The following is a 21,113-nucleotide window of genomic DNA, read 5'->3' as shown; positions in this document are numbered from 1 at the left end:
GTTAGTTTATCCTTTTACGGCTCCGGCTGTCATACCATTTACAATTTCTTTTTCCAAGAATAAATAGAAAATGATAATTGGAATCATGGACATCGTTAATCCTGCCATCTGTGCACCATAATTCACGGTAAACTGTCCAGCAAAACTTGCAAGACCTAAAGGCAATGTCTGCAGGGCTGGATCATTTAGTAGTACGAGTGCAAACGAGAACTCGTTCCAGTTATAAATAAAGTTCAAAATGATAACCGTGGCAAGTGCGGGACGGGACATCGGTAAAATAATCGACCAGAAAATCCGGAAGATTCCACAGCCATCGATAATCGCTGATTCTTCAATATCCTTCGGAAAAGCCTTCATAAAACTGGTTAAGATAAAGATCGTAATCGGTAAATGGAAGGCAATGTACGGAAATAATAAGGTAATAGGATTATTTAATAACCCTAAATTTTTCAATAAAATAAACATTGGAACAAGCGTTGCGTGAATCGGAATTAACATCCCGAAAATAAAGAATGTGTACAAGGCGTTCTTCAACTTAAATTCAATTCTTGCTAGAAAATAAGATGCTAACGCGCCGATTAACACAGTAAGAATAGTTGCCAATAAACATATAAAAATACTATTTTTGAAGAGGATGCCTAAATTAGCAGTGCCCCACGCTTCAATATAGTTATCAATTACCAAAGTCCTAGGTAAACCAAATTGATTCACCGCAAATTCTTTTTCTGACTTAAAAGAGTTAATAATCATCCAAATAATAGGATAAACATTAATCACCGAAAAAATAATCAAGACTGCATATATGAGGGTATTCTTTACACTCAATTTCCTTGTGCTTTGTGGCAGCGGCAATGCAGATTGTGTTGTTTTCTTAATCGTTGTTTCCATTCTGTGCCCCTCCCCCATCAAATAAATTTTTGGCCAAGAACTTTTTTTACAATTCCAATCAAGATGAGACTGAAGAAGAAAATAAATACGGATATCGCACTGCCGTAACCATATTGCAGATTCGAAAATGTCTCATTGAACATATACAACGCCATCACGTCGGTAGAATGTGATGGTCCGCCATGTGTCATAACATAAATTAAATCAAAGGTTCTTAAACTACCGGAAATACACAAAATAATCGCAACGATAATCGTATCCCAAATCATAGGGATGGTTATTTTCCATGTAGTCACCCATTCAGAAGCACCATCCATCTTTGCCGCTTCCATTACTTCTTCCGGTATGTTCTGCAAAGCCGCTAGGAAAATAATGAGATAAAGTCCAACGAATTGCCAAATGACCGTAATACACACAGCCACCATCGACCATTTTGTATCACCAAGCCAGTTTTGTGCCAAAAAGTCTAACCCAACAGCTCTTAAAATTTCGTTAATCATGCCATCCTTTGTATTGTAAATCAGGCTCCATGTTAGCGAGATAACAACCGTTGATAAGACAACGGGCAGAAAGCCAATGGTTCTAAAAATCTTTAAGCCCTTAATTTTTCGATTTAATAACAGAGCTATAAATAAAGCAATCGGAATCTGTCCAAATACGGAGGCGATGACAACAAAAATGTTATTGCCTACTGAATTCCAAAATAACGGATCTTGAAAAAGATTCTCAAAGTTTTGCAGACCGATAAATTCCATTTCCGAAAAACCGTCCCATTCCATAAAGGAATAATAAAACGATTGGATAATCGGATAGATAGCAAAGACGGTATAAATCAAAAATGCCGGCAGTAAACCGATAATAAGAGCCGCTTTACTTTTTCCAGTTAGTTGCATATTTATCTCCCCTATGAAATGCAGGTTGCCTTAGAGAAGGCAACCTGTATTTTAAAAGATTATTTCTTTCCTTGTTCGTTTTCCTTCTGCATTTCATCAGCTAATTCTTTAGGTGTCTTTTCACCGATTGTGATCGATTGTAAACCATTGTTAATCATGTCTGTTAACTCAGGTGTTAAGGTTGCATCATAAACTGGTGCTAAACCGCCTTGTGCAAATCCGTTAGCTGTTTTGTAAATTTCAGGAATGCTATCATCCATTTCTACTTGTACTGGAACAACGATATTAGACTTAGCTAGTCCTTGGTATAACTCATCGCCATAGAAGAATTGTAAGAATTTAAATGCTGCTTCTTTCTTCTTACCAGATAATTCAGCATTAAGAGCGATACCGCCGCCCGCTGCACCAGAAATTTTCGCTGTATCACCTTCGCCGCCAAAGCTTGGGAACGGAGCAACTCCGATATTATCGATATTTTCTACACCTTCAAGGATTGGTCCAATAGCCCAAGAACCGGCGAAGTGCATAGCTGCTTCCCCACTATTGAATAATGTTCTAGATTGAGCTTCGTCAATGGTATTGAAATCTTCGTTAAATGCTTTAAGCTTCGCTAATTCTTCCACTACTGTTAATGCTTTTACAAAGTTCTCATCTGTAAACGAACCTTTACCACTTAACGTGCTTGGTAAGAATTCACTGCCAGTGAAACGGTCTGCAATCGTTGAAATGTAAACAGATTGCAGCGGCCAAATCGCTTTATTACCTAATGCAATTGGCGTTACTTTTTGATCATTTAATGCCTTGATTAAATCTTTTAACTCATCATACGTTTTTGGAAATTCTTCAAATCCTGCTTTTGCCAATACATCTTTATGATAGTAAATCAAGCTAGTTTCACTAATATTTGCTGGAATCGCATACTGTTTCCCGTCAACTGCATAATCTTTCAAGATACCTTCTGGGATTTTTCCTTCCCACGTATCAAGGATATCATTTAAAGGAAGTAACACTTTTCCTTCAACTAGAGGCTGAATACGTGCACCAGGCCATACGCGGAACATATCCGGTAATTGCTTTCCTGCTGCTTGTGTTCTTAGCTTTGTTTCATATTGATCATGTGGAATACTTTCAATTTTAACGTGGATACTGCCTTTGTTTTCTTCATTGAATTTAGCAATGATATCTTTATAAACCTTATATTCCGGACGATTTTCAGTCCAGTCATTCCACACTGTAAGTTCTGTGACTTTACTGTCCCCAGAAGTTTTCTCTTCTCCACCGCCGCATGCGGTTAAAAATAGTAATAATAAGCCTAAGACTAAAACGCCTAGCTTCTTCATGGTGTTTCCCCCTTATTAATATCAATCGCTTACATGTCTTATTGTAAAGGTTTTCATTTTTTTCACTATCCGAAAAAATTAAAAAAATATCCGATAATTTACGGTCTTTTTAAAACGGTTTCATTTTTTGTATGTAACAACAGTATGAGTTAATTTCTTCAAAACAATAAAAAAACGTAAATGGATCAAGTGCCCACTTACGCTTTTTTATAGAGAATTAAATTTGGTTGACAGGCACCACTTATATCACTTTTTGAATTTGGTCCTGTTCTTGTTTACCTCGTTTATGATACCCCTTACCATAATAGAAGGCCGTTAAGATTCCAAGCCAAAGCGGTCCAACAATTAACGCGATTCTTGTATCTGGGAAGAATGCCATTAATCCTACTACTAGAAGTAAAAATGCTAAAGAAACGTAGGAAGTGAATGGGAATAACGGCATTTTATATTTTAGGCCTTTTACCTGATTTGGATTTAAACCCTTACGATACTTAATTTGTGATAATAAAATCATGGACCACGTCCAAATCGCACCAAACGTTGAAATAGCTGTTACCCATGTAAATACTTTTGCTGGTACTAAATAGTTAAGAACAACACCTACTAAAAGGGCACCTGCCGTTACTAAGACAGCAGTACTTGGAACACCATTCTTGTTTAATTTGCCAAACCCCTTCGGTGCTTCATCATTTTCAGCTAAGTTGAATAACATACGGGCTGTACTAAAAATACCCCCGTTACATGATGAAAGTGCAGCGGTTAACACAACAAAGTTGATGATTCCTGCTGCTGCAGGGATTCCAAGCCGATCAAAGGTCAATACGAACGGACTGCCTTCGGCACCGATTTCGGTCCATGGATAAATAGACATAATGACAAACAATGCACCTACATAGAAGATAAGAATTCGCCAAAAAACGCTATCAATCGCTTTAGATAATGTTTTTTCCGGATTCTTTACTTCGCCGGCGGTAATCCCAATCATCTCAATACCCAAGAAAGCAAACATAACCATTTGTAAGGACATTAATACCCCAGTGATACCATTTGGAAGGATTCCCCCATTCTCCCAAAGATTGCTGATACCAGTAGCAATACCGCCATTACCAATTCCAAATACAATCATGCCAATACCACTTACGATCATGAAGATGATGGTCACAATCTTAATTAATGCAAACCAAAACTCAAGTTCGCCATACGCTTTTACATTTAGAAAATTGACCGAAGCCATAATAACTAGTGCTGATAGTGCCCAAATCCAACGAGGTACTTCTGGGAACCAATACTCCATGTAGATTCCTGCTGCTGTAATCTCGGCCATACATGTTACAACCCATAAGAACCAATAATTCCATCCCGTTAGGAAGCCAGGCAACGCACCTAAATAGTCACGTGCATATTGACTAAAAGATCCTGCAACCGGTTTTTGAATCGCCATCTCACCAAGTGCCCTCATAATAAAGAACATAATCATCCCAGCAAAGGCATAACCCAGAATAATCCCCGGTCCTGCAAGCTTAATCGCAGTTGCTGACCCTAGAAACAGACCAACCCCAATCGCTGCTCCTAGTGACATCAGCGTAATATGTCTTTCTTCTAAACCTCTTTGTAATTGATTTGGATTTTTTTGCATAGTCTACCCCCTATTTAGTTTAAATCTCCTATTTCCCTTTTACTCTAAAAAAGTTACAATATTATTCGAAATAAAACCTACTGTTTATATTTAAATAATATCCTCCTATTCTTTTTACGAATGATAGCGTTTACAATGTCTTTTAATCTAATAAAAGTTAAAACTTTGTGAAATTAATATAACATATCTGTGAACATTTTATATTGTAGAATAAATACAAATTTATTAAAAAATTATTGTCTTAAATAACAAATACGTTACATTGTGCACAATCTCATTGATAAAGGTGGTAATTTATGAAAAATGATCCGTTTCGCGCCAGTTTTGATAGTCTAGAAGAATTTGCAGATATGGTAAGTGAGGTTTTACATTGTCCGATAACCATAGAAGACGCGAACCATCGTCTCCTTGCCTACAGTACCCATGATGATCGGACCGACCCGGCAAGGATTGCCACAATCATTGGCCGCCGGGTACCGGAAAAAGTGATCAATTCCTTATGGAAGGAAGGGGTCATTCCTTCCTTGTTAAACAGCCGTGAACCAGTAAGGGTTAAGACGGTAGATGAGATTGGGCTAGGCAATAGGGTTGCTGTATCCATTTGGAAGAATGATGAAGTACTCGGCTTCATTTGGGCGTTAGAGATTGAAAAAACACTAGGCGACGAAGAAATGGATTGTTTGAAGCGAGCGGCGGACGCAACCAAAAATAAATTGATTCAACTGCAAAATCGTAAAAATAAAAAAGAAGAACAGTATCAAGAGTTTTTCTGGCAGCTGTTAACAAGTCATCTTTCTTCCAATGAAGAAATTATAAATAAGTTTCATGCGTTGCAAATTTCGCCACCTACACTATTTGGTGTTGCCGTTTTTCAATTTTCAAAGGAATTAGGAAGAGAGGATGAAAAGCAGATAGCCTATCTGTTAAAAACAATTCAACTGCCAAAGATTTTACTGCACACCATTGACCATCAACAATTAATTTTGTTTATTGCTCTTGACGGGAACCAGCAGCCGGTGAATAAACTAAATGCATTTTGTGAGCTGTTTGTTGTTAAGATGAAAGAACGATTTGGAATTGAATCAATCGTTCAGGGCTATAGCAGTGTTTATTGTGATTTAGGAAAAGTGGAAAAAGCATACAAAGAGGCTCGAACCGTATTATCGGTAAAAAGAAAATTCCCTAGTGAAGCAACAGAAATCCATGGCTACCAAAGCTTAGGAATCTATAAGTATATTGATGTATTGATAGAAAAAGCTGGTACGGACCAGAATGAAAACTATTCTCTGAAAAGGCTTCAAGAATATGATAAAAAAAATAACACCGACCTCGTCGAAACATTAGAAGTTTTTTTAAACAAAGACAGCAATGTCCATGAAGCGGCAAATGCATTGAATGTACACACAAACACGCTAAACTACCGGCTCAAACGGATATCGGAAATCGGTGAAATTAATCTAAAAGACCCAAACCAAAAAATATCCCTCTATCTAGACCTTAAACTCGAAAAGTTCAAAAAATAATGGTGACACCTAAAAGGTGTTCACCATCTGTTTGAATATTTCAACAAAGCAAAATTTGATTTTTTTAATTTGTATGCCTTGTCATTTTTCCTTTTATAGCAAGGAATTTGTGAACGATTTGTGTAATTCCACAAATAGAATCGTATTATTTCTACTTTCTAAACAAAGAAAAATGGTTTTGAAAGGATTATTCTAAAGTCAGAAAAACTCACTAAAGACTTCCAAGGGGGATACCGATAATGATTATTGGCGTAGTGAAAGAAATTAAAAACAATGAAAACCGTGTGGCATTAACTCCAGCAGGGGTTGTTTCATTTGTACAGGCTGGACATAAAGTATTAGTTGAAAAAGGGGCTGGAATTGGAAGCGGTTTCGTTGATGTCGATTATGCTCAAGCAGGTGCTGAATTAATAGAATTAGCAGCTGATGTTTGGAATCAGTCTGAAATGATCATGAAGGTGAAAGAACCGCTTGCAAGTGAATATAAATACTTCCGTCCAGGTTTAGTATTATTTACTTATCTGCATTTAGCTGCAGAGCCTGCTTTAGCTCAGGCACTTAAAGACAGCGGTGTCATTGCGATTGCTTACGAAACAGTATCAGTTAACCGTACGCTGCCACTTCTTACACCAATGAGCGAAGTAGCTGGCCGTATGTCTGCACAAATCGGGGCACAATTTTTACAGAAGTTCAATGGCGGTAAAGGGATCCTGCTTGCAGGTGTTCCAGGGGTTAGCCGTGGTAAAGTAACCATCATTGGCGGCGGTATTGTCGGAACAAACGCAGCAAAAATGGCAATTGGTTTAGGTGCAGATGTAACGATTATTGACCTAAGCGCAGACCGTCTTCGTTACTTAGATGATATCTTTGGAAACCAAATTAAAACTTTAATTTCAAATCCTTTCAACATTGCTGAAGCAGTGAAGGAAGCAGATTTAGTTATCGGTGCGGTATTAATTCCAGGGGCAAAAGCGCCTAAACTAGTGACAGAAGAAATGGTTAAAACGATGAAGCCTGGTTCTGTAATCGTTGACGTTGCGATCGACCAAGGCGGAAGCGTTGAAACGATTGATCATGTAACCACTCACGATAACCCAACTTTTGAAAAGCATGGTGTTGTCCACTACTCGGTTGCGAACATGCCAGGAGCGGTTCCAAGAACATCTACAATGGCTCTAACAAATGCGACTGTTCCTTATGCATTGCAAATCGCGAATAAAGGTGTTGCGCGTGCAATCTCTGAAAATCCAGCATTAAAACTTGGAGTGAACGTTGCTAACGGCGAAATTACTTATGAAGCGGTAGCAAAAGACCTTAACTATGTATATGTACCAGTGGAAGAAGCATTGGAAAAAGAAATCGTATTGAACTAACCATCTTGGTACCCTCAAGTTTATCTTGAGGGTTTTTTCATAGGGGAACTTGGGAGGGAGATTCTTGAATCAACATAGTTATCGAGATACGTGGGCGGAAATTTCATTAGATGCGATTAGACATAATACGGAAGAATTCAAAAAACACATTGGGGAATGTGTTGGCCTAATGGCTGTCGTAAAAGCAGATGGTTACGGGCATGGGGCAGTCCCGGTGGCGAGAGCGGCTGTAGAAGCGGACGCAGATTACTTAGCAACAGCAATTTTGGATGAAGCCATTGAACTGCGTGAGGCTGGGATCACTCAGCCAATCTTAGTATTAGGATATACTCCTATTCGCTCCATTCGGCAGGCGATTATTGCAGGGGTTGATTTAACTGTTTTTAGTGAGGATGTCCTTGACGAAATTATTATTCAGTCCGAAGAGCTTCAAAAAACGGTTTTCATTCATTTAAAAGTCGATACCGGAATGACAAGAATTGGTGTTCAAACAAAGGAAGAAGCACTTGTTTTAGCAAACAAAGCAGTTAATTCCACTTTTGTCACAATTAAAGGTATCTTCACCCACTTTGCTAACGCCGATAGTGGGGATCCATCCTATACGCGTCAGCAATTCGAGCGATTTCGTTCGGTCATTACCTATTTAGAAGAAAACCAAATTTCTATCCCTTTAAAGCATTGCTGCAATACCGCTGGGACCATGAACTTCCCTGATATGCATCTAGATATCGTCCGTGTCGGCATTGGCTTGTATGGCCTGTATCCCGACGTGTCATTAAAGGCACATCCCATTTCACTTCAGCAAGCGATGACACTTAAAACGAAAATTGCGGGTCTTAAGAAGGTAGCCAAGTCGCAGCCGGTTAGCTACGGATGCACCTATATTCCTTCAAATGAAAGGGTCATTGCCACACTCCCAATCGGATATGCAGACGGGCTCTCTAGGCAACTTTCCAACTGTGGACAATTTCTTCTACATGAACAAAAGGTTTTGGTGGCTGGTCGCGTCTGCATGGACCAAACGATGATTGATGTAAGTAGCGTATCCTCGTGCCAGCAGGGAGATGAAGTCATTATTTTTGGTGGAAATTCTGAAGCCTTTCAATCTGTGGATGAGATTGCGCTCTTGATGGGAACGATTAATTATGAGGTTGTGTGTTTAATTGGAAAACGTGTTCCACGTATTTATACAGCGTCAGAGAACGACGTTCAACATCAAGTCCTGCTAACTGTAGACTATATATAATTCATAATAAAACAGGTCACATCAACTTGGATGTGACCTGTTTTAAAACTATAATTCTATCTTTGAAACAGGTAAAAACAACTTAATACCACGTCTATTAAACGGTAATATTTTTAAATCTGCCATTAAATGACTGATATATCCCCCCAGACAGGCATAGAAAACGCCGTTGATTCCAATTGATCCCTCTAGTTTTGAAGCAATTATCCCAAAGAAAATGACGCCCAAGATAGAATGAGTATAGCTGCGATGCGAGGTGATGGACGCTATGACGATATAAATTCCAAGCAGAATTAACCATACCTCTGATAACGAGATTCCCCCTGCCAGCACGCCAATTCCAGTGATGGTTAACATATGCTTTTGTTTAATAAGGGAAGAAACAATTATGATCACCAGACCACTACCGATACCAAACCATTTATCTACTGTGCTTCCCTCGTAAAAACTATAAAAGACCATTAGAATCCCAATAAACAATGCCGCCAGCCGAATCACTTTATGGGATAGGGTAATTTTACCGCGTAGCTTTCCATCAATGTCTAAATCAGGCATTAATCCCGAAACTGCTCCTAGTCCAACGAGAATCATGGTCTCAGTCGGAGAGGAATGAAAGGTGTTTGCCGCGATAAATCCTGTTGCGGCTCCAATTGCTGTATGTGCGGTACCATTCAAAGTTACATCCACCTCTATTTTCAATGTAACCTTTATCATACAACAAAACATTTGTTCCGATTAGAAGTTTCCTGTAAAATCCTACTATTATCCTATGAAAAATATCACTTCCCTAAATATTTCTCAAGAAACTCCGCCATCTCCGAGTAGGAATTTAGTTTATTTTTTAGCTTCATCATCGTATGTCCTTCCTCTTCGATGCGAATATACTGGACAGGATGATTACGTTTTTTTAGTTTGCTAACAATTTGATCTGATTCTTGGATGGAAACACGAGGGTCATTCACTCCATGAATGATCATTAGCGGTGCTTTAATCTTATCCGCATGATTCAATGGGTCGATTTGATCAAAAAAGTCCCCATCCTTTTCAATTGTTCCATATTCCGACTCTCTAAGTTTTTTTCGCCAAGGGCTGGTTGTTTGCAGGAATGTTCGGATGCTCGACATTCCCACGATATCGATGGCAGCTGCCCACAATTCCGGATAGTGGCTGATTGCAGCCAGTACGATAAATCCTCCATAGCTTCCACCGACAATTGCTGCCTTTTTAGTGTTGATATCCCCGGTTCTTTTCAGCCATTCCATTAGAAAAATTACATCCTTTACGGCGTTCATTCGTTTTCGACCATCATCGAGATGTGTGTAGGTTTTTCCATAACCAGTGCTGCCGCGGATATTGGGGGCAACGACTGCATAACCCTGGTTTATGAAATATTGCAAAAAGGGGCTGTACACCGCACGGCTTTGGCTTTCCGGTCCTCCATGAATATAGACAACCACCGGGGCTTTGTCAGCATTACGATTGGGCTTATAGTAAAAGGCAGGTATTTGAAGCTGGTCAAAGGATGGGAACAATATTTGTTCAGGCTCAATTAGTTTTTCCTCAAGAATGGGGGTGCGCGAGATATAGGTAAGCCGCTTCGCTTGGAGAGTCTCTATGTCCACCTCCCATATATCCGGAGGATGGGCTGGTCCATTTAACACAAAGCCCAGCTTTTGTTGATTCGGTGAGAATCTGAGATTATAAATCACCCCCATGGGTGTATTCCATGTATATAATTTACTTCGGTCCAAGTCAATGAGGCAGCCTTTTGAAATTCCCCCTTCATTGACGGAAAAAGCTAATTTGTTTTTATCCTTATTCATGGCTAGGTCTTCAAGGTCCCACTCCTCTCTCTCCAGCCAGGTAAATTGTTTTGTAGATAACTCAATCAAGGCGAGACCAAAGAACTCACTGTCCTGATTGGTTAAAAAATATAGATGATCCCCTTCCTTATTAAAATGAAAATCCTTATAACTGGCTTCCCCCTCATGCTCAGTAATCCAGTCCATTTTTCCGGTAGAAAGTGAAAATACCCCTAAATCATGATCAAGGGGAGAGTTTGCTTTTTTTACTAAAAGCGATTTCCCATCTGGAAACCATTTTTCCACCATATACGTTCCGTCCTGGGTAAAAACCCGGCGAATTTCCAAGGTCTCCAGATTTTGAATATAAATATCTAAAAATCTTTGATTCCGACGGTTACTGGACCAAGAAATCCATTTCCCATCCGGTGAGCTGTCGCCAAATAAATGCAGATGTTCAGGTGAGTTGGTCAGAGCGATTTTATCACCATTCTCCTTTAATAAGTATAGCTGCTCTTTTTCATCTCCATCCGCATCCATCCCAAAAACCAAGTCGGACGTCCCAGCAATATATTTAATAAAAGTGATTCCTTTCATCGTAAAAGAGGTTTGCGCCGGCCACCTGTCCTCCCGGTCAAGCTCCCATACCTGCGGGACCCCTGTAAAATCCGAAATAAAGCTGATTTTCTTTCCCCTTGGGTCGTATTCAAAACTTTTTACCATACGAACGTGGATATAAGGGTCAATGGTTATTTCCTTCATTCCATTACCACCATTCACTATGACTTTTTAAAAAAAATGTCCCCCTTTCATTGTATTTAGCTGGGTTACTGTTCATTCGGTATAATTAGGTAGAAAAAAGACGATTCAAATTTGAATCGCCTTTCCTTACTCTAAAAATTCAATAAACCATTTTACACATTGATAGGTGGTTTCCCAATCCGCTAAATCCTCTACACCCCAGCATGCATAGAGTGTTCCTAGTGCAATCGCAGCTTTTAGCAATCGCCTGCAATCAAGCCCCATCTGTTCGCTGATGGTATCGACACGAAGTTTCAGGATGCTTTTTGCATCGGGCTTTGATTCTAATTGATTGATTAAAAAAGAAATCACGTCAAAATATGGGTCGCCAGCGACACCTTTTGGGTCAATGGCCATCCAGCCCTTTTTCTCAGAATAGAGAATATTTTCATGGTGCAGATCGCCGTGAAGCAGCTGGGGTCCTTCCGAAGTTTCCATTACTTGTTGAAAAAACTCCTCTGCTAACTGGACATGCTCCAATGAAATAGGACCACCTCCAGCATTACGGTAGCGTGTTAACCCCTCAAACCAGTGTGTAAGGGATGGCGTAGAGGTCCCATCAGGTACAGGTCTGCGAATGGCCTTCCAAACTTTTATGAAATTCTCTAAAACAACCATTTCATCACTTTCAGCAGAAAGCATTTTTCCAGGGACGAGTCGTTCCAGCAGCATGACGCCATTTTCAGGGTCAGACTTCAAAAGCTTTGCACACCCTTCCCCATTATAGGTTTGAAGCGTCACCATCTCATTACGAGTATCGAAGTTTGGTACTCCTAGCTTCAAAATCAATGGAGTTCCATTTGAATCCGTCACTTTTATAACGAAATTATAAGAAAGATTATCAACAGGCCCTTCACTCTTCAACTCCCACTTTTCTAGATAAGTTTCGACTCTTTGCTCTAAAGACTCTATCCAAGCCTCTCCAGCGGGGCCAAAAGCATTAATAATTTTATCCTGAAATTCACTAGAAATTTTCATAGTATGATAGCTCCTTATTTTTACAATTACCAGTCTTATTAATTCAACATTTCACCACACAACTCCTTTTTTAACACAAAAAGACGATTCGGGGGGAGCGAATCGTCTCTTTGTGCCTACTAGTTAGGCTGCTGCATTATGTTTTGTAGTATTAGTCTTAGTTGTTTTACGGATGAATGGAACCACCCAGCGGTCTAAACCATATCTTCCAGCATTGTAGCCTGCTGCTAGGATGACGAATCCTAAGAAGATATCTGTTGGGTTATGAGAAACTGTTCCTGCTAAGAAAAAGCTGAAGTTCATTACTAAACCAAAGAACATCGCTGTTGTTGTTAAACATCCTAGAAGAAGTCCTAAGCCGATTAACGTTTCGCCCCAAGGAACGATGAAGTTGAAGACATCAATATTTGGGAGGGCAAAGTGTTTTAAGAAATCTACATACCAAGCATATACCATAGTGCCATCGGGACCTTTAACTGGATTAGCCGTTGCTCCTTTTAAGAATCCAGAAGCATCAAAGCCGCCTGTTAATTTATGAAAACCAGCTGTGAACCAAGAGTAGCCAAGGTATAAACGAATAATAGTTAAAATAGCTGCAGAGATTTTATTTTCTCTTAAAAAGTTGTTAAACATAAGTCATTCCGCCTTTCAAAATTTGTTTGCTCTTTATACTTACACTATATTGGATTTTGATAGTTAATAACATGGGTATAGTGTTAAGTTCACAGTTTGTTTGAAATGTTATGGCGGAAGTTTGAACAACAAATATGGCTATTTTGATAAAACCTCTTTTAACGTAGGTATTGCCGTTATTGCTCCTACCTTAGTACATACCAACGCACCTACTTTATTACTAAAATTAATAATTTCTTTAAGTTTCTCAAAGTCTTCTATCTTAGGGTTTTCTTTTGCAAATTGGAATAAGGTTGCGCCAACAAACGCATCACCGGCACCGGTGGAGTCAATGGATTTTATTTTTACACTTGGCACAATTTCACTGTTTTCCCCATTTGACAGTAAAGTTCCCTTACTTCCCAATGTTACTGCAACTACTTTTGCCCCTAATTCGTGAAGATAGTTTGTTCCCTCAACTAGATTACCGATTCCTGTAATTAGTTTTAGCTCTTCATCACTCACTTTTACAAAATCAGCTAAGGAGATTCCCTCTTTTGCCAACGCGATAAATTCAGGTATCCTGTTTCTCCACAGATCTACTCGGTAATTAGGATCAAATGAAATAAACTTACCTTGTTCCTTTGCATTGCGTATTACATGAAAATACGTAGATTGAAAAGGGGCGTTTAATAAAGCAGTGGCAGAGCCAAAATGATGAATTGCAGCCTCATTTAGCTTATCTTTATCAATTTCTTCCTCCATTAAAAAGGCATCTGCCCCGCGATTAAATACAAAATCTCTTTCGCCATTTGCCTGTAAGGATACAAAAGCCAATGTGGTTGGATGTAAATCATCAAATACGACCATTGATGTATCGACTTGAACGTCATCAAGAGTCTTCTTTAGAAAATGCCCAAACGGGTCATTTCCAACCTTTCCACTGAAAAGAGCAGTACCACCTAATTTCGCAATCGTCGCACAGACATTTGCCGGCGCTCCCCCAGCCTGTTTTTGAAAATTTTGCCCTTCTATTAAGTTAATGTCCACATCGGTACAGAAAAAATCGATTAATAATTCACCCATGCATATAATTGATGAACTCAAGCCAAACACCATCCTTTTAAAAAATAAAGCTCTAACCAATGAACCGATTAGAGCTTCCTTACTTCACTTACTTGCTCCAAATGGAATCAAGTTCCGTTACGTTTACTTCCAACACATTTGTGGTCCCTTCATTTGAGAACAAAATGAGTTCTTGCGCTGATTCAGACGGAAACAATAAGCTTGTAATAGCAGTCTCCCCATTGTTTGCGAATACCTCAATTGAAGACGTGTCTAAAAATAACTGAAGTTTCAACCGTTGATCCTCCAACTTTAATGGGGCTTCTTGTACTGCTTGGAAGGATGCTGAAAAGCTATGCTCTCCAGAAAGTGTTCGGTCAACAAATAGCTTTTCTTCTGCTGTATTATACCCAATGACGGTTTTTTCTTCATCAGAGTGTTTTATGATTAATCCAAATTGGCTTGAATTTTCTTTTTCAAACTCAATTGTTATTTCTGTTAAAGAATGAGTTAACGGAATTGAAACACTGTTCCCTGATTCAACTGACATTTTTGGATATGATTCCGTTTCTTTTCTAATTCTACTAACCTCAGCAACAGGTTTTTGGAATAAGCGGACGCCAGCCTCAGTGGTAGCTAAAGATAGTTCTCTTGGCAACGTCATTGCACTTCTCCATGCTTCTGTTGGAACTTGATTCGCATAGCGCCAGTTACTCATCCAGCCAAGATATATACGTCTTCCATCTTGAATATCAGACCAACTCACACCTGCATAATTATCACGCCCATAATCTAACCAAAGTATCGTTGAATCGTCATAGTCATTCTCAAAAGTTTTTCCATCAAACTCGCCGATAAAATATTGTGTTCTGGAACCTTCTGCTGATTGGCCGTTATCTCCGATACTTACAATCATTACCCACTTTTCTTGTCCGCTATCCACTGGTAGTTTGAATAAGTCAGGACATTCCCAAACGCCAGCATGCGAACCTGCAGCATGCCCAAATTCACTTGCAAACTCCCATTCTTTTAGATTAAGAGAAGTATAAATCGTAATCGTTTGACCTGTAGCCAGAACCATCACCCATTTATTTGTCTCTTCATGCCAAAAAACTTTAGGGTCACGGTAATCGGTAATGTTCACGTCTGAAAGGACAGGATTGCCTTCATATTTTACCCACGTTCTTCCATTGTCCTTACTGTAAGCTAAGCTTTGTTGCTGGAGCGGTCGATCAGAATCAGGGTACGTGCCGGCACTCGTATAAATCGCAACCAATCCTGGTTGATCTTTTTCAAAAAATCCTGTGGTATTCTTCCAATCAACGACCGCGCTACCTGAAAAAATGGCACCCAGTTCATCCGGGTGTAAGGCAATCGGCAGGTGCTCCCAATGAATCAAGTCCTTACTTACGGCATGTCCCCAATGCATCGGTCCCCAGGTCGTACCAAATGGATGGTATTGATAGAACAAATGATACTCATCATTAAAAAAGACCATTCCATTCGGATCATTCATCCACTTTTCTTCCGGTGAAAAGTGAAATTGCGGGCGATACTGCTCTTTATTGGTTTGTGTCATTTTATTTAGCTCCCTTTTTTAAAATAAGGCTGTACGTTGGCAAAAGCACCTGTACAGCCTCGAGACTTTTACCGGGTATTATTGCTGATTTCGATCGTATCCTTTTTGCTTAATATCTAGCCATTCCTGTAAACCAAGTCGATCTAATTCTGCTAGATATTCATTCCATTCTTTTTCCACTCCGCCATTTGCAATCCATTCCGCACGTTTTCGCTTAATATAAGCAAACATATCCGTTTCGATAACAGAAAGTCGATCGAGATCCTCTAGGGAGAAGAATACACGTGGGTAAATATTATCGGCTTCCATATAAGGAACCATAACTTCTTTCATTAGGTTCAGTCTCCATGCTGCATCGTCTGGTTTTGTTGTCACAGTACCATAATAGCTGTCTAAAATCGCTAATGGTCCGCCGACAGATGTTTTTTCTCTTAATTCAACTGGTGCTGTACCTTCTAGTGGAAGGTGTTTTAACATTTTTGTTGCCTCATCCATACCAAAAATGTTTTGTTGCTTTTCATCACCATACGTACCCCAGTTATTTTGAACGGATTGAGATGGATTATAAAGCTGGTCAATCCACTTTGCAGTTAATTCAAGGTTTTTATTTGCTGAAGTTACCACTAAACGGGAGCGGTCAAAGCCCATTCCATTTGTTCTCGCCACATTTTGATGTCCTTCTGGGCCTTTTAATGGAGCTAATAAATCGTAATCATCGCCCATTCCAGTGATATTTCCTTTATCCCATGTGAAGTACAAACCATATTTTTTGTCTCGGCCTTTTGCTAGATACGTGTTCCAATCATGTTCAAATGCTTCAATATCGATTAGTCCTTCATTGTATAAATCATTGAACCAGCTAATCGCCTTTTTATAGCTTTCGTCAGCAGCCGTAAGTTTTACCTCACCATCATTCGTTACAACCGTGAAATCCCAGTTGTCCCCTAGACCAAATGCACCGAATAATGAATGTGGATCTTGTCCACCATCATTAATGATGAATGACATTGGAATTTCATCCGCTTCGCCATTACCATTTGGATCCTGTGTTTTAAACGCGATTAATACTTGTTTTAACTCTTCCGTTGTTTTCGGAACTTCTAATCCTAATTTATTTAACCATTCCATATTAATCCAAGGGAATGCGTCGACGGAGTGGATACTTTCTTTTCCTTCACCTAACTCCTCAATCCAAGGGAATGCATAGATATGGCCATCAGGCGCAGTCATCATTGCTTTGTATTGTGGTGCTTTTTCAAGGACAGCCTGTAGGTTAGGCATATACTGAATTAAATCCTCAACTGGTACAATCACTCCATCCTTCGCATGCTTTAATAGTTCATAATCGCTGAAACCGGCATTAAAGATAGCATCTGGAAGCTCACCACTCGCGATCGCTAAATTTCTTTTTTCATTAAAGATATCCGTGGTATAGTTTCTCCAATCAATTTTAACACCCGTTTGATCTTCTAAGCGTTGAAAAATTAACTTGTCATTTGGATTCTCTGGAGCTAATGGTGAACTAGATGTCATAATCTTTAAGGTTTTTTCCTCTTTTAATGGGAAGGTTACATCTTTTAGCCCATAATCCTTCGAAGAGAAACTTTCACTGCCGCCGCTTTTACTCGTACATCCAGTTAATAGTAACGAACCTGACAGTAATAGAGCAGAAGCGGTTGTAAACACTCTTTTTTTCATCATAAACCCTCACTTTTTTGTATTATTTTAGTGAACCAACCATTACTCCCTTTTCAAAATACTTTTGGAAGAATGGGTACATAATCAATAACGGTAAACTTGCAATCACAATCGATGAATAACGAATCATCTCTGAAATCCTCATTAGCTCGTTCCTCGCCTCAACATCCGCTACCATTCCTGGCTGTACTTCGTTTTGTATTAAAATCGAACGCAATACTAATTGCAATGGATGCAATTCTCGATCATCCAGGTACATCATCGCATCGAAGTAAGCGTTCCATTGTCCAATGAATGCATAAAGAGCTAGAACAAAGATAATCGGTTTAGATAAAGGTAAAATAATTTTAAAAAAGATTTTTAGATCCGAGGCACCATCGATTCTTGCTGCTTCCTTCAGCTCATTTGGAACCGCTTTAAAATAGGTTCTGGCAAGAATAATAAACCAGACATTAACAGCACCAGGCAGGATAATCGCCCAAATTGTATTCAGCATCCCTAAATCACGAATCACAAAATAAGTCGGGATTAATCCTCCTCCAAAAAACATGGTAAATAAGAAGAAAACCATAAATACTTTTTTTCCAACTAAACCATCTACCGATAACGTGTATCCGGCAAAAAGGCAAACAAGAACGGTCACAATCGTAAATCCAGTTGAATAAAGAAGTGAATTTATAAATCCTCTCACAATGGTGTCATCCGTAAAGAGTCGCGTATAACCTTCTAATGACCAATCAGAGGCATTTAACGATAGTCCTTTTCGAATGATTGCATTCGGTTCTAGGAAAGACGATAAAAAGACATATAATAGTGGCCCCACAATAGCAAGAACGATAATTGTTAGTAAAATATTATTGGTCAAAAGAAGAACTCGGTCGCCTTTTGGATGTTTGATTTGGTTGTTCATACCTATCCTCCTTCCTTAAACGAGTCCTTCGCCTTCGTTTAGTTTCTTAACCACTTGATTGACAACCCCAAGTAAAATTACATTCACAACGGCATTAAATAATCCAACTGCGGTTGCAAACGAATAATCCCCTGCTAGCAGCCCTCGTTTATAAACATAAGTGGCGATAATTTCTGATGATGGCGAATTCATTGGTGTTTGCAATAAATAGGCTTTTTCAAAACCGATTCCCATAATTCCTCCAGCCGCTAAGATAAACAGTACAGCCATCACTGGCTTTAGCGTTGGAAGATCAATATGCCAGATTCGTTGAAGAAGTGATGCCCCGTCAAGTGTCGCTGCCTCATGGAGCTGCGGATCAACGTTCGCAAGTGCGGCAACATAAACGATCGAAGCCCAGCCTGCACCTTGCCAAACTCCCGACCAGATGTAGATGGATCTAAAATAATCCGGGTCAGACATGAACGAAATCGGCTTATCTAGAAATGTTGATAACAATGCATTAATAGGTCCAACCGGTGATAGAAAAAGAAAGACCATTCCCGAAACCACCACTACTGATATGAAATGTGGTGCATAGAGGGCTAATTGAATATTCTTTTTCACACTCGATTTTCGGAGTTGGTTTAACATAAGAGCCAATATAATAGGAATAGGAAATCCTATCAAAAGTTCAAAGGAACTTAGCTTAATCGTGTTCATTAGTATTTCGATGAAATTAGGCGACGTTAGGAAACTTATAAAATGTTTAAACCCTACCCACTCACTGCCCGTAATCCCCCGAATCGGACTAAAATCCTTAAAGGCAATCGTCGCCCCGTATATGGGGATGTACTTAAAGATAATTGTAAGAATAACGGCAGGAGCAATAAGCAAATAAAGAATGTAGTTCTTTTTAATATAAGTAAGGTTCTTGCTTAGTTTTGTTGGTGCTGCTGGTTTACTAACGGGTATGGTTTGCTCTGCTTTTACTAATTCTTCCACTCTCTTACCCTCCTATTCAGATAATCTGTTGAAAGCACTTTCAACCTGGGTTAAATATAACAAAATGGGGAGAAATAAGAGTTTAATATTTTTGGTTATAACAGTTTAAAATTTTCGGAAGTTTGACATCGCTTTCAAACTATTTTTTCGGTAAGATAGGATGGAGAAAGGATGTGGGATATGCCGCCATATAAAGCTAGGAGTGAATCTTTGATATTAAAGGTTTTACGTATTTTGAACAAACGAATGAAATTAACTGAAGATGATCAGAGGTACTACCAAAACCAAGAGAAAGGTTTTCAAGGGGAAGTACAGTTTGATGTCTTGACGGAGAAGCTCCAATGTAGCTGCCATATCTTGAACGATTTGCAGCTGGAGCATAACAAGTCTAGTTTTCAACTGGATTCATCCCTCCTATTTCAAGAGACTTATTCCCTCTTTGATGTAAAAAATTTCGAAGGCGAGTACGTTTATGGTGATGAATATTTTAAAACACCAAGCGGACGAGATATCCAGAACCCGCTTGACCAACTGAAACGAAGTAAGTTACTGCTAAGCAATCTTCTTCAATCGTTAGGAAGTAAACTAACCGTTGAAGCATACGTTATTTTTATTAACCCCCAGTTTACGTTATATCAAACTCCACCTGACTTGCCTTTTATACTTCCAACCAAACTGGACAGCTTTATGAAGAAAATAGACCAGAAGCCTTCACTGCTCAATAAGTCGCATGTAAATCTAGCGGACAAGCTCATTTCATTGCACCAAACAGTGCCACCCAAAATCCAGCTTCCTAACTATAGCTATGAGACGTTAAAAAAAGGGGTAACCTGCTGCAATTGTGACTCATTTTCAGTGACGATAGTTGGGAAGAAATTGATTTGTGGTAAATGTGGAGGCGAAGAACTGGTAACAGTCGCCGTAATGCGCAATGTAGAAGAGTTCAAGCTTCTGTTTCCTGAGCGAAAAATCACGACAAACGTTATTCATGAATGGTGTGGCGTAGTCGATTCCAGGAAAAGAATAAGCAGAGTTCTGGGAAAGAATCTTAAAATTACAGGTCTTGGTCAATGGGCCTTTTATAAATGAACGTAGCATGAATTTATTTTTATCCTTAAGACTCTGTCTTAAGGATATTTTTATATTCTAGGTATTTTGTAGATTGATTGGAGACATATCTTATTGCTACCTTTGGGTTTTGGCACTCAATACTTTTTTGTTGAGGACAAATCCTCTCTGGGCACTCATTAGTTTTGTCCTCAATCCCCCTTGTTGAGGACAAATCCTCTTTGGGTACACTTTAGTTTTGTCCTCAATACCCATGATTAAGGACAAATCCTCTCTGGGCACTCATTAGTTTTGTCCTCAATCCCCCTGATTGTGGACAAATCCTCTTTGGGTACTCTTTAGTTTTGTCCTCAATCCCCCTGATTGTGGACAAATCCTCTTTAGCTACTCTTTAGTTTTGTCCTCAACTCCCCTTGTTGAGGACAAATCCTCTTTGAGCACTCGCGTGTTTTGTCCTCTATACCCCTGATTGTGGACAAATCCTCTTTGAGCACTCATTAGTTTTGTCCTCAATACCCTTGATTGAGGACGAATCCTCTCTTGGCACTCATTAGTTTTGTCCTCAATCCCCTTGATTGAGGACAAATCCTCTTTGGGCACCCATTGGCTTTGTCCTCAATACCCCTGATTGTGGACAAATCCTCTTTAGCTACTCTTTAGTTTTGTCCTCAACTCCCCTTGTTGAGGACAAATCCTCTTTGAGCACTCGCGTGTTTT

At 39.3% G+C, this 21,113-nt stretch carries 17 protein-coding genes; 4 read left to right on the top strand and 13 right to left on the bottom strand.

Going from position 1 to position 21,113, the window contains the following annotated elements; translation table 11 throughout:
- Positions 1 to 6: 6 nt before the first annotated feature.
- From F4694_RS00710 to F4694_RS00695, 4 genes are all read right to left on the bottom strand, one after another.
- Positions 7 to 888: a carbohydrate ABC transporter permease gene (locus tag F4694_RS00710; protein ID WP_179594985.1), complete on the bottom strand. Its 882-nt coding sequence runs from the start codon at positions 886 to 888 to the stop codon at positions 7 to 9.
- 17 nt (positions 889 to 905) lie between these two features.
- Positions 906 to 1,781 (bottom strand): carbohydrate ABC transporter permease, encoded by an 876-nt coding sequence (locus F4694_RS00705; protein ID WP_179594984.1) that lies wholly within the window; start codon positions 1,779 to 1,781, stop codon positions 906 to 908.
- A gap of 59 nt (positions 1,782 to 1,840) precedes the next feature.
- Complete coding sequence (locus F4694_RS00700) at positions 1,841 to 3,121, bottom strand: extracellular solute-binding protein (protein WP_179594983.1); 1,281 nt, start codon at positions 3,119 to 3,121, stop codon at positions 1,841 to 1,843.
- 241 nt (positions 3,122 to 3,362) lie between these two features.
- Entirely contained in the window at positions 3,363 to 4,757 is a 1,395-nt protein-coding gene (locus F4694_RS00695) for an amino acid permease (RefSeq protein WP_179594982.1), read from the bottom strand.
- Positions 4,758 to 5,053: 296 nt separating this feature from the next.
- On the opposite strand from F4694_RS00695, the gene F4694_RS00690 reads away from it, so the two are divergent.
- From F4694_RS00690 to alr, 3 genes are all read left to right on the top strand, one after another.
- A complete protein-coding gene (locus F4694_RS00690) occupies positions 5,054 to 6,280 on the top strand; it encodes a PucR family transcriptional regulator (RefSeq protein ID WP_179594981.1) in 1,227 nt (408 codons plus the stop codon).
- Between the two features lie 239 nt (positions 6,281 to 6,519).
- On the top strand, positions 6,520 to 7,653 hold the full coding sequence (gene ald, locus F4694_RS00685; RefSeq protein WP_179594980.1) for an alanine dehydrogenase: 1,134 nt from the start codon (positions 6,520 to 6,522) through the stop codon (positions 7,651 to 7,653).
- Positions 7,654 to 7,717: 64 nt separating this feature from the next.
- Positions 7,718 to 8,899, top strand: a complete 1,182-nt coding sequence (gene alr, locus F4694_RS00680; protein ID WP_179594979.1) for an alanine racemase — start codon at positions 7,718 to 7,720, stop codon at positions 8,897 to 8,899.
- A gap of 48 nt (positions 8,900 to 8,947) precedes the next feature.
- Here alr and F4694_RS00675 read toward each other — a convergent pair whose 3' ends face one another.
- From F4694_RS00675 to F4694_RS00635, 9 genes are all read right to left on the bottom strand, one after another.
- Positions 8,948 to 9,574: a metal-dependent hydrolase gene (locus F4694_RS00675; protein WP_179594978.1), complete on the bottom strand. Its 627-nt coding sequence runs from the start codon at positions 9,572 to 9,574 to the stop codon at positions 8,948 to 8,950.
- A gap of 104 nt (positions 9,575 to 9,678) precedes the next feature.
- Entirely contained in the window at positions 9,679 to 11,481 is a 1,803-nt protein-coding gene (locus F4694_RS00670) for a S9 family peptidase (RefSeq protein ID WP_308806218.1), read from the bottom strand.
- Between the two features lie 108 nt (positions 11,482 to 11,589).
- Complete coding sequence (locus F4694_RS00665; RefSeq protein WP_179594976.1) at positions 11,590 to 12,480, bottom strand: aminoglycoside phosphotransferase family protein; 891 nt, start codon at positions 12,478 to 12,480, stop codon at positions 11,590 to 11,592.
- Positions 12,481 to 12,603: 123 nt separating this feature from the next.
- Positions 12,604 to 13,113, bottom strand: a complete 510-nt coding sequence (locus F4694_RS00660; protein ID WP_179594975.1) for a DoxX family membrane protein — start codon at positions 13,111 to 13,113, stop codon at positions 12,604 to 12,606.
- A gap of 138 nt (positions 13,114 to 13,251) precedes the next feature.
- A complete protein-coding gene (locus F4694_RS00655; protein ID WP_374757399.1) occupies positions 13,252 to 14,178 on the bottom strand; it encodes a carbohydrate kinase family protein in 927 nt (308 codons plus the stop codon).
- An 88-nt stretch (positions 14,179 to 14,266) separates the two neighbouring features.
- Positions 14,267 to 15,736, bottom strand: coding sequence for a glycoside hydrolase family 32 protein (locus F4694_RS00650; protein ID WP_179594974.1), 1,470 nt, complete (start codon positions 15,734 to 15,736; stop codon positions 14,267 to 14,269).
- Positions 15,737 to 15,814: 78 nt separating this feature from the next.
- Positions 15,815 to 17,434: an ABC transporter substrate-binding protein gene (locus F4694_RS00645; RefSeq protein ID WP_179594973.1), complete on the bottom strand. Its 1,620-nt coding sequence runs from the start codon at positions 17,432 to 17,434 to the stop codon at positions 15,815 to 15,817.
- Between the two features lie 22 nt (positions 17,435 to 17,456).
- Positions 17,457 to 18,344, bottom strand: a complete 888-nt coding sequence (locus F4694_RS00640; protein ID WP_179594972.1) for a carbohydrate ABC transporter permease — start codon at positions 18,342 to 18,344, stop codon at positions 17,457 to 17,459.
- 15 nt (positions 18,345 to 18,359) lie between these two features.
- Complete coding sequence (locus F4694_RS00635; protein WP_308806259.1) at positions 18,360 to 19,298, bottom strand: ABC transporter permease; 939 nt, start codon at positions 19,296 to 19,298, stop codon at positions 18,360 to 18,362.
- Between the two features lie 210 nt (positions 19,299 to 19,508).
- On the opposite strand from F4694_RS00635, the gene F4694_RS00630 reads away from it, so the two are divergent.
- Positions 19,509 to 20,417: a nuclease-related domain-containing protein gene (locus tag F4694_RS00630; protein WP_179594970.1), complete on the top strand. Its 909-nt coding sequence runs from the start codon at positions 19,509 to 19,511 to the stop codon at positions 20,415 to 20,417.
- Positions 20,418 to 21,113 lie beyond the last annotated feature (696 nt).

It is taken from the genome of Neobacillus driksii, assembly GCF_013409995.1.
Lineage (GTDB): Bacteria > Bacillota > Bacilli > Bacillales > Cytobacillaceae > Neobacillus > Neobacillus driksii.
The sequence above is the reverse complement of the archived record's forward strand: the minus strand, read 5'-3'. Positions and strand labels throughout refer to the sequence as shown.